Genomic DNA, 9,053 nt, shown 5'->3' with positions numbered 1-9,053 from the left:
ACGGCACCGGAGACGATGGTGGCGGCGGTCATGGCGAAGACGGCGCCGAAGAGCCAGTCGATCCACGCACCGGAGTCACCGATGTAGGAGAACGCGGCGACGGGGTCGAAGCCACCCGGCGAGGTGAGGCCGCCGACGATTGTCGCCACGCCCGCACCGACGACGAAGTAGACCAAGACGCCCAGCGCCCAGTCGGTCATGTTCTTCATCAGGACGTTACCGACGTTCTTCGCGCGAACCTGCCCTGCTTCGAGCAGCGCGAACCCAGGCTGCATGAAGAAGATGAGGAACGACACGACGAGGATCCAGACGTAGTTGACCCCCTGTGCGACGACTGCGGGGTCGACCTGCAGTGGCGTCACGTGTGTCCACCCCCAAGTTCATCTACTGAACAATCAGCTACTTTTCTACCGTATCCGTGTGGATTGTGGTGCTTCATCACGGTTCGGCTTCATGGTGAGGTAATACATAAAGTGTAGGGTTGAAGTTGTAAATTTTGAACAGGCATAATACGACACTCGAACAAAATGGGCTAGAATATTACGCATATAAGGTTGTATATTGTCCACTCTGTAGACGATTGTTCGGCGAACTGTGGACGAACGTTCAGGAAAATGTTGCCGAACAGAGCCGTTCTGGCCGTCGCGCGCTTCGGTACCGCGTGTCGTATCCCGCCTCTCTCCCGGGTCCGCTATCAGTCCGTAGAGAGCATCTCGGCGACGTGTTCGGCGAAGTACGTGATGATGAGGTCTGCTCCCGCCCGTTTCATCGACAACAGCGACTCGTGCGCAGTCTCGTCGAGGTCCAACCACCCCTTCTCGGCGGCGGCGTGGAGCATCGCGTACTCTCCCGAGACGTTGTACGCTGCGACGGGGTGGTCGAAGTTCTCGCGGATGGCCCGCACGATGTCGAGGTACGGCAGTCCGGGTTTGACCATCAGCACGTCGGCACCCTGCTCGACGTCGAGGGCGACTTCGCGCATCGCTTCGCGGGCGTTGGCAGGGTCCATCTGGTAGTGTCGCCGGTCACCGAACGCGGGTGCGCCGTCCGCGGCGTCGCGGAACGGCCCGTAGAAGGCACTCTCGTACTTTGCGGCGTAGGACATGATGGGCACGTCGCCGTAGCCTGCGTCGTCCAGTCCTTCGCGGATTGCGCCGACCATTCCGTCGGTCATCGACGACGGTGCGACCATGTCGGCACCGGCCTCGGCGTGCGAGACGGCCGTCTTCGCGAGCAAGTCGAGGGTGGGGTCGTTCTGTACCGTCAACGTTGGGTCGTCTTCGGCGTGTGCTTCCAGTACTCCGCAGTGCCCGTGGTCGGTGTACTCGCAGAGACACACGTCGGTGATGACGTAGGCGTCCGTCTCGGCGGTGATGCGCCGGACTGCCTCCTGTACGACGCCGTCTTTCGCGTACGCGCGCGACCCTTCGTCGTCTTTCGTCTCCGGGATACCGAAGACGATGACCGCCTCGACGCCCGTCTCGAGCACTTCGTCTACCCGGTCTACCGCCTCGTCGACGGGGACACGTTCGTGGCCCGGCATCGACTCGATGGGGAGTCGTTCGTCTGTCGTCGCGTCGACGAACACGGGTGCGACGAGGTCCGTCGCCGCCAGTGTCGTCTCCGAGACGAGGGGCCGTATCCCGTCCGTTCGAAGCCGTCGCGGGCGGTCGGTGAGGTCCATACCGCACCTTCGAATGGCGGTGGCAAAATGCCGTCGCTCTCGTTCCGAAGACCACCACAATGACGATGCTCGCCGTCGAACTACCCTGCACCGATGCGCGCAGTGGTCCCCCAACTCCCCGAATTCCTCCGCGAACTCCTCACGTCGGACGTCGCGTTCGTCGTCCTCTTCGTGGTGTTCGTCCTCGAAGGTGCGATGTTGCTCTACATCGCGCCCAGCGAGTTGCTCGTTCCAGGAGCGCTGGTGCTGATTGGTGAAGAGTACCTGCTTCCCATCCTCGCAATCGCCGTCGCCGGCGCGACCGTCGGGCAGTACGGCCTGTTTTTAGTCGCCAAGTACGGCGGGCGCGAGTACCTCCTCTCTCGCTCGTGGTTCCGTCTCGACGAGTCCAAACTCGACCGATTCGACGGGTGGTTCGAGCGATGGGGACCACTCGTCGTCCCCGCGAGCAACGCGATGTTGTTCACCCGCGGGATGCTCACCGTGCCGGCGGGGTTCGCAGAGATGTCCTCGCGGCGTTTCTTGGTGCTCTCTGCTGCGGGGACACTGGTGTTCGAGACTGCACTCGCAGTGCTCTTCGTGTTCGGTGGGCGAGTCGTTGGGTAAAGTGACCGTTTGGAGGACGGTAGGTGGTCCTTAGCGGGGGTGCGTCCGTGGGTAGGAACTCACTTCGTTCGGTTAATGTCGAGTTTCTCTTTCAAATTTGCGAGTTCTTCGGACTCGGCGAGTTGCTCGACGCGCTTGCGGAAGTGTCGCTCGCAGAGACCGACCTTGATGTGGTCTTTCTCGGCGGCGTATGCGGCCTCACGGTCGCAGTAGTGACACTGCATACCCGCCCATCAGTCGTCACAGGATTTAAGTCTACGCCCCGGGGTAAGCCGGAGTTATTAGCTGACTAACGAGTTAGAGACCCGGAACGTCACCGGCGAAGCGATTGTACTCGACTTCTGGTGGTCCCGCTCGACCCAACGTCTCGTCGTGTGCGTCACTCCCGCCGGTCGCGAGCAAGTCGAACTTCTCGATTGCGTCGTCGACGAGTGACTCGTCCGTCTCGTATCCGTACGGGTAGTACCGTTCGACTGCATCGAGGTCCGCACACAGAGAGAGTGCGCCCGCCGGGTCGCGGTACCGGAAGGGGTGTGCGAGACCGACTACCGCGCACGCATGTTTCAAGACACCGACCCCGTGGTCGAACGACGGGAGGTCGCGCGGGACGTAACACGGCCCATCCGCGCCGATGAGTTCGTCGAACGCTCCTTGATAGTCGTACGGGGCGTCGCTGGTGTCGATTGCGTGCGCTATGTGCGGGCGGCCGATACCGTCGTGGAGGTCGATGTCGAGGTGGACGCCAGTCGTCTCTTCGACGTAGTCGACGATTTTGCGCGCGCGCTCGACCCGGTTCTGCTGAAGTCGCTCGACTTCGGCAGTGAGTCCAGCGCGCTGTTCGACGCCGTATCCGAGGAGGTCGACCCGCCGTTCGCCGGCGTCGACGCGGAGTTCGATGCCGTGGACGATGGTCACGCCGTCGCGTTCGACGACTGGCGCGTCGAGTTCGGGGTGGTAGCGGTCGTGGTCCGTCACCGCCACGACGTCGACACCGCCCGCGCGGGCCGCATCGGGGAGACGGTCGATGGTGAGGCGACCGTCCGAAGCGGTCGTATGGAGGTGGAGGTCCGCTACCGGCGGGTCGTCGTGCATGCGTCGTCGTGGGTCCGAGGAGGCAACAAGTCTTGCGCACGAACCATAATTAAGGACGATTAAGGACTACCAATTCTCTAAGGACAATCATGGAAAATCATTAAGGATGATGTCCGGATTTGTCTGGGTGTAATGCGCCTGAATGGACTCGGCGACGCCATCGATCGCCACGAATACCCGACCAGCTCGACCGACTTCGCCCAACACTACGGGGACGAAGTAATCGAGCTTCAGAACGGCGAGGAGACCGTCGCGGAAATTCTCGCTCGTCTCGGTGACGAGACGTACACGTGCCCACAGGACGTCCGTGACGCCCTCTTCACCGGTGTCGGCCACGAGGCAATCGGTCGGCGGTACTACAGCGACCGCGACCCGTCGCCGCTCGGTGAGGACGGCCCCGAAATGGTCTCCTTCTAAGCACCGGGAACCCTGTCGAATAATTTTCTCAGTAACCCAGTCCCCAGAGCCAGTGGCTCGTCACGCTATCGAAAGCACTCACGTACGTGTCGCTTGCAGAGGCCGACTTTGACGTGGTCCTTCTCGGGGGCGTATGCGGCCTCACGGTCACAGTAGTGACACTGCATACTCGCTCGTCTGATGGCCTTTGGCTTAGCTATGCGCTCGCTACGCTCTGTGCGCTTCTTCGGGGACGAGAGCACACGCTCAGTCTGAACGCCACGAGTGAGAATCACCGAGTGAACTCTACGAGAGCCACGGCAGGTCCACGGGAACGGACCCTTTCGAGTAGCCCTCGACGTGGCCCGACGGGCGGAGTCTGAACACGACGGCAGGTCGGTGTCGAACGTCCGGTTGCTCGCCCATGATGGCCGCCCAGTCGTCGTCGGGGTACGACGAACAGTCGACGAAGAGGGTCACACCGCCGCCGTGTTCGGCGAGTTGACCCTCTCCGTTCGTCTTCGTCTGTGCGGTGTCGCGAATCGCGGCGATTGGATTGCTGACCGAGCGCCGATTCGGGGGGAGGGGGCGCGTCACTTCGATGAGTGCACCACCGGCGCGGGTGTTCTCTGCGCGGAAGTCGATAGAGTGCCCCGTCGCGACTTCGATTTCGGGCGTGATGTCGTAGCCCGCTTTCGTCAGGAGATATGCCACGTCGAACTCGCCCATCGCGGCGGCCATCCGCGTCGGGTCGAAGTACTCGGAGGTGCCGAGTTTGCCGGCCATGAGTTCGCGGTACTCGTCGAGGACGCCCGTCGCGAAGAAGTCCTCGTAGAATTCGAGTGCCTCCTCGCGTGTCGCGTCGGGGAACCCCGCCGCGTGTTCGTAGAAGAACGAGCGTGTGGTCTCGCGGCCGTCTTTCGAGAGGAACACCGGCAGGAAGAACCACGAGAGGTGCGGATAGGGCTTCAGCCACGGTGACTCCTCGAACAGTTCGGCGATGAATTCGCGCTGGGCCCAGCGAGACATCTCGAAGGGTGCTTCGTCGAACGATTCTTTGTCGGTGCGCCAGAGCGAACTCGGTGTCTCGGTGTTGCCGAGCCAGTACGCGTGGTCGTCGGCCCACGCGAGGAGGGCCGTATCACCGTTGTCCATGTCGAATCGACGGGCTTCGTAGCCATCGGGTGGGTCGTACCACGGGGCGCTCATCGTCGCACCGAGGTTGGCGTCGAGCGGCTGGTAGACGTCGCGGTTGACGCGCGACATATCCCACCGGCCGGGAGCATAGCGAAATCGAAGGGGGCGTGCCACACACGGTGTAGTCCGTCAGGTGTTTTTATCCTTTCCCGCCGGCGCTCGTCTCTGTCGTCTCTATCGTTGCGTTCGGCAGGTATGTATCACTAATCTGAACATCTCCGATAGATATATGTGGTATACTTCCGCACGGTATGGTGTATCATGTCAATGGGTGCCTACGACGAAGCTGAACACGAACGCCGTGAACGCATGACGAGCCAGGTCGAACCCGGCACCGACGACGACCGGACGACCTACCACGGCTCAATCGAGTACGACTCCGGAGATTCCACGGAGGCGCTCCTCGAACAGTTCAAGCAGATGAAGTCGGGCGAGTAGGCCGACCACTTTCCTGTCTGCGCCTCACGTTCGCACGAGCGCCGCTGCCGTCACCGAGACGACAGTCACGGCGACGACGTGCCCACCGACGGCGACCAGCAAGACCGGTTGGTCCAAGATGAACGGTATCACGAGGACCTGCGCGACGCCGAATCCGACGTTGAGGAGGTTCACGCGTCGGACGGTTCGCGCAGTTGGTTCGTCGAAACGGTAGCGGAGCGCACCCCAGAGGCCGACGACGGCGGCCCACCACGAGGTGCCGATGCGGTAGCAGAGGTCCCAGAGGACGAGGAGCATCAGGTAGACGACGACGACGGGCGGTTCGGGTCCGAAGAGCACGGTCAAGAGCGGTGTCTCCGCTTGCCGGGGGTCGAACACGAACAGGTGTGTCACGAGGGCGACGAACGCGAGGACGCCGAGGACCACTTCGATGCTCGACCCGAAGAGGAGGCGTCGATACGGAGCGGGAACCATCGCGGCGCGGGTCCGTTCGCCCATCCGGAGCATCACGACGCTCCCCACGGCGGCGACGACGATGGCCGCCGTCCCTGCGATAGCCGCCGCCCAGAGGTCGTACACCCACGCCAAGACGAGGACGGCGACTTCGAATATGGCGATTTGGAGGGCGATGGCTCCTGCGTCACCGATATCGACTCCCGGAAGCGCGCCGACGATGCTCTCGTACACCCACGTCTCACCGTACTCCGGGGCGTCGTTCATATCCACGTCGTAGGGTCTCGCGGCTTATCAATCGACACTGTCACGTCGAGTGACGTGTCTCCGACCCCCATTCGCCCGCCTGTCACGGCGTCTCGGTCGCCGGTTCGACGTGAATCGGGTCCTCCTCACGCTCTTCGTGTAAGGCCTGTTCGACCGCGACGTCGAACGGCGTCAAATCGACCGAGACGATGTCGCGGATGCGGTCGTCGGTGACGACGACCGGATTCTTTAGCCCCTCGATGAGGGGGCGCGCGACGCCCGTGTCCACGTCGGTCACGAGACCAATCCAGTACGACGACAGGCGCGGCGACAACACCGGAACCGGGACGATTCGCGGCGCTTGGCCGAGGTGGGTCCCGACGCGCTGGAGCATGTCACGGTACGTGAGCACGTCTGGGCCGCCGATTTCGTACGTCTCGCCCGCCGTCTCGGGATGGTCGAGGACGCCCACGAGGTAGGCGACCACGTCGTCGATGGCGATGGGTTGGCACTTCGTCTCGACCCACTGCGGCGTCACCATCACCGGGAGACGCTTCGCGAGTTGTCGAACCATGTCGAAACTCGCGCTGCCAGCACCGACGATGATTGCCGCCCGGAGGGTGGTGAGGTCGAACGACCCCGACGAGAGGAGATGTTCGACTTCGCGTCGCGACCGGAGGTGCGGCGAGAGTCTGTCGCGCTCTTCGCCCAGTCCGCCGAGGTAGACGACTCTCCCGACGCCTGCTGCGTCCGCCGCGTCCACGAAGTTGCGGGCCGCGAGTCGGTCACGTTCTTCGAAGTCGCCACCAGAGCGCATCGAGTGGACGAGATAGTAGGCTGCGTCGACGCCCTCCATCGCGGGCGCGAGCGTCGCCGCGTCGAGTAAGTCGCCTTCGACTACCTCGACTGCGCCTGGTCCAGTGTAGCGACTCGCGTCGCGGACGAAGGCGACGACGTCGTGGCCTGCGTCGAGGAGGGCGGGGACGAGACGGTGGCCGACGAATCCGGTCGCACCAGTCACGAGAACTCTCATGATGTGTGATAACGCCGCGCGTGGTGTTAAACTCTCGTCGCGTCCCCCTCAGTCGTCGGACTCAGTCTTTGCTTGGACGGCCTCCCATCCCAACGTCTCGGGTGCGCCGCGAGCAACCTCCACGTCGTCGGGGTGCGGTGCGTCTGTGGCCGACGACCCCAACGCGGCAGCGACACTGCCCCACTCGTCGACGAGTTCACCGGCCCACGACGCCGACTTCAGCGTGCGCTCACGCGCGTCGCGGGCGCGGACTTCGTCTACTTCTGTCGACCCCGGGTGCGACCCGACTGCGACGCCGACGAACTCGGCTCTGTCTTCTGGGGTCAACGACCGACTCTGGAGTCGGTCTATCACGCCGTCGAGTCGCGCCGGGTCAGGGTGGACGAACACCTTCGCGCCGAGTGCGTGTGGGCCGAGGAGTAACCCGTGTTGGTCGTCTGGCGGCGTCTCGTCGAGCAGACGTTCGCCGCCGTAGGACTCCTCGACTCGCTCGCACTCCGTCTCCTGGTCGAGCGTGAGGTTGTGTCCGGGGTACTCCGAGCACTCGGCAGGGTAGAGGTCGGTGTCGTGGATGCGACACTGGAGTGTCTCTGGGTCGAGGAAGGCGCAGGCCCGAAGCCACGTCCGGTCGAGACCGAACGGTGCGACGGGTTTCGGCGGTTTGCGCATGCCGACGAAGAACGCCGGGTTACCGCCAATCGTCGCCACGTGAGTGCCGTCGATTTCGATGCCCTCTCCGGGCGAGACTTCCCACAACCGCGGCGTGAGCACGTCGCCGAAACCGGCGTCGACGAAGTTCCGAATCTCGTCGCGGGTCAGTGGGACGAGGTTGTAGGTGTCGTCGAGCGGGGCGTGCGGTCCGCGTCGCTCGTGGTCGAGCGGAATCGGCGAGACTGGTCGCCAGTCGATGCAGCACCCTGCACATCCCTCGCAGTCGACACGCATGCCATAGAAGTTATTCGCCTATCGACATGAACTTCCCGGCGGTCGCCCCTCTGTGCAGTCTGGCACACGTCACACTGGGCGGGGTGCTTTTGCCGCTTCGTCACCTCACTCGTCGTATGACCTCTGAACCGTGTGACGCCTGTGGGAAAGGCGTCCGTATCGCCGGTGGCATCGGCGACCTGTGGAACTTCCCAACCTCCTCGTCGGGCGGGATGACGCTCGAACTCGTCGATGGGTCGGAACACTTCCTCTGTTTCGAGTGTATGGAGCAGTTACCCGGTGACCGCGAACCGACCGCAGAAGACGTTGCCGCACTCTAAGACCTGGACTCTCCTCGCTGTTTTCGACTGGGAGCGGTGGATTTAGGCCGCCTCACCGACAGGAACCATCGTGGACCCGTCACGCATCGTCGACTCGTTTCCGGCCCCCAGTTTCCGCGGCAATCAGGAGCAAGCCCTGCGTGACATTCGCGCCGCCTTCGAAGACGGCAAGGACGTGGTGCTGGTTCGCGCCCCGACGGGAAGCGGAAAGTCTCTCCTCGCACGCTCCATCGCGGGCACGGCCCAGACCGTCGAAGAGTCGTCGCCCGCGGAGGCGACAGACGCGTACTACACCACGCCACAGGTGTCGCAACTCGACGACGTCGCCGAAGACGACTTGCTCTCGGACCTCAAGATTATCCGCGGGAAGTCGAACTACAACTGCATCATCCGGGGCGAAGAAGACACGCCCGTAGACCGTGCGCCGTGCGCCCGAACGCGCGGATTCGACTGTACCGTCCGGCATCGCTGTCCGTACTTCTCCGACCGTGCCATCGCCTCGAACCGCCAGATTGCGGCGATGACGCTCGCGTACTTCATGCAGACCGCCGGGTCGGACGTGTTCCGCAAACGCGACGTGGTCGTCATCGACGAGGCGCACGGCTTGGCCGAGTGGGCCGAGATGTACGCGACCATCGACCTC

The 9,053-nt window shown here is 63.3% G+C and carries 12 protein-coding genes and 2 pseudogenes; 5 read left to right on the top strand and 9 right to left on the bottom strand.

Annotated features, from left to right (window positions below):
* Positions 1–362 (bottom strand): annotated as a pseudogene (locus AUR66_RS05850) (ammonium transporter); the annotation flags it as partial.
* 332 nt (positions 363–694) lie between these two features.
* Complete coding sequence (hemB, locus tag AUR66_RS05845; RefSeq protein ID WP_058571554.1) at positions 695–1,684, bottom strand: porphobilinogen synthase; 990 nt, start codon at positions 1,682–1,684, stop codon at positions 695–697.
* Between the two features lie 93 nt (positions 1,685–1,777).
* On the opposite strand from hemB, the gene AUR66_RS05840 reads away from it, so the two are divergent.
* On the top strand, positions 1,778–2,290 hold the full coding sequence (locus tag AUR66_RS05840; protein WP_058571553.1) for a DedA family protein: 513 nt from the start codon (positions 1,778–1,780) through the stop codon (positions 2,288–2,290).
* Positions 2,291–2,349: 59 nt separating this feature from the next.
* Here the strand turns inward: AUR66_RS05840 and AUR66_RS21795 are convergent, their stop codons facing one another.
* Both AUR66_RS21795 and AUR66_RS05835 read right to left on the bottom strand, forming a co-directional pair.
* Positions 2,350–2,514, bottom strand: coding sequence for a DUF6757 family protein (locus AUR66_RS21795; RefSeq protein WP_191965810.1), 165 nt, complete (start codon positions 2,512–2,514; stop codon positions 2,350–2,352).
* A 73-nt stretch (positions 2,515–2,587) separates the two neighbouring features.
* Positions 2,588–3,382, bottom strand: a complete 795-nt coding sequence (locus tag AUR66_RS05835) for a PHP domain-containing protein (protein ID WP_058571552.1) — start codon at positions 3,380–3,382, stop codon at positions 2,588–2,590.
* A gap of 132 nt (positions 3,383–3,514) precedes the next feature.
* Here AUR66_RS05835 and AUR66_RS05830 point away from each other — a divergent pair, with 132 nt between their 5' ends.
* The gene (locus AUR66_RS05830; RefSeq protein WP_058571551.1) at positions 3,515–3,799 is read left to right on the top strand and encodes a DUF5789 family protein; all 285 of its coding nucleotides are present in this window, start codon (positions 3,515–3,517) and stop codon (positions 3,797–3,799) included.
* A gap of 77 nt (positions 3,800–3,876) precedes the next feature.
* Here the strand turns inward: AUR66_RS05830 and AUR66_RS23145 are convergent.
* Positions 3,877–3,966: pseudogene (locus AUR66_RS23145) on the bottom strand (DUF6757 family protein); the annotation flags it as partial.
* A gap of 118 nt (positions 3,967–4,084) precedes the next feature.
* The gene (locus AUR66_RS05825) at positions 4,085–5,089 is read right to left on the bottom strand and encodes a DUF5784 family protein (RefSeq protein ID WP_058571550.1); all 1,005 of its coding nucleotides are present in this window, start codon (positions 5,087–5,089) and stop codon (positions 4,085–4,087) included.
* 147 nt (positions 5,090–5,236) lie between these two features.
* Between AUR66_RS05825 and AUR66_RS21790 the strand changes: the two genes are divergently transcribed.
* Positions 5,237–5,413 carry a DUF5786 family protein gene (locus AUR66_RS21790; protein ID WP_197409682.1) on the top strand — a complete coding sequence of 59 codons (177 nt, stop codon included), beginning with the start codon at positions 5,237–5,239 and terminating at the stop codon, positions 5,411–5,413.
* Between the two features lie 24 nt (positions 5,414–5,437).
* Here the strand turns inward: AUR66_RS21790 and AUR66_RS05820 are convergent, their stop codons facing one another.
* From AUR66_RS05820 to AUR66_RS05810, 3 genes are all read right to left on the bottom strand, one after another.
* On the bottom strand, positions 5,438–6,133 hold the full coding sequence (locus AUR66_RS05820) for a DUF7530 family protein (protein ID WP_058571549.1): 696 nt from the start codon (positions 6,131–6,133) through the stop codon (positions 5,438–5,440).
* 82 nt (positions 6,134–6,215) lie between these two features.
* Complete coding sequence (locus tag AUR66_RS05815) at positions 6,216–7,145, bottom strand: NAD(P)H-binding protein (protein WP_058571548.1); 930 nt, start codon at positions 7,143–7,145, stop codon at positions 6,216–6,218.
* A 48-nt stretch (positions 7,146–7,193) separates the two neighbouring features.
* Positions 7,194–8,090: a YkgJ family cysteine cluster protein gene (locus AUR66_RS05810; RefSeq protein ID WP_058571547.1), complete on the bottom strand. Its 897-nt coding sequence runs from the start codon at positions 8,088–8,090 to the stop codon at positions 7,194–7,196.
* Positions 8,091–8,206: 116 nt separating this feature from the next.
* On the opposite strand from AUR66_RS05810, the gene AUR66_RS05805 reads away from it, so the two are divergent.
* Together AUR66_RS05805 and AUR66_RS05800 are read left to right on the top strand one after the other, a co-directional pair.
* Positions 8,207–8,410: a DUF7561 family protein gene (locus tag AUR66_RS05805; RefSeq protein ID WP_058571546.1), complete on the top strand. Its 204-nt coding sequence runs from the start codon at positions 8,207–8,209 to the stop codon at positions 8,408–8,410.
* Between the two features lie 70 nt (positions 8,411–8,480).
* The coding region (locus AUR66_RS05800) for a DEAD/DEAH box helicase family protein (RefSeq protein ID WP_157533007.1) at positions 8,481–9,053 on the top strand (573 nt) is incomplete at its 3' end.

Source organism: Haloferax profundi (assembly GCF_001469865.1).
Taxonomy (GTDB): domain Archaea; phylum Halobacteriota; class Halobacteria; order Halobacteriales; family Haloferacaceae; genus Haloferax; species Haloferax profundi.
Note: the sequence above shows the minus strand (reverse complement) of the source record. Positions and strands in the feature narration are given on the sequence as shown.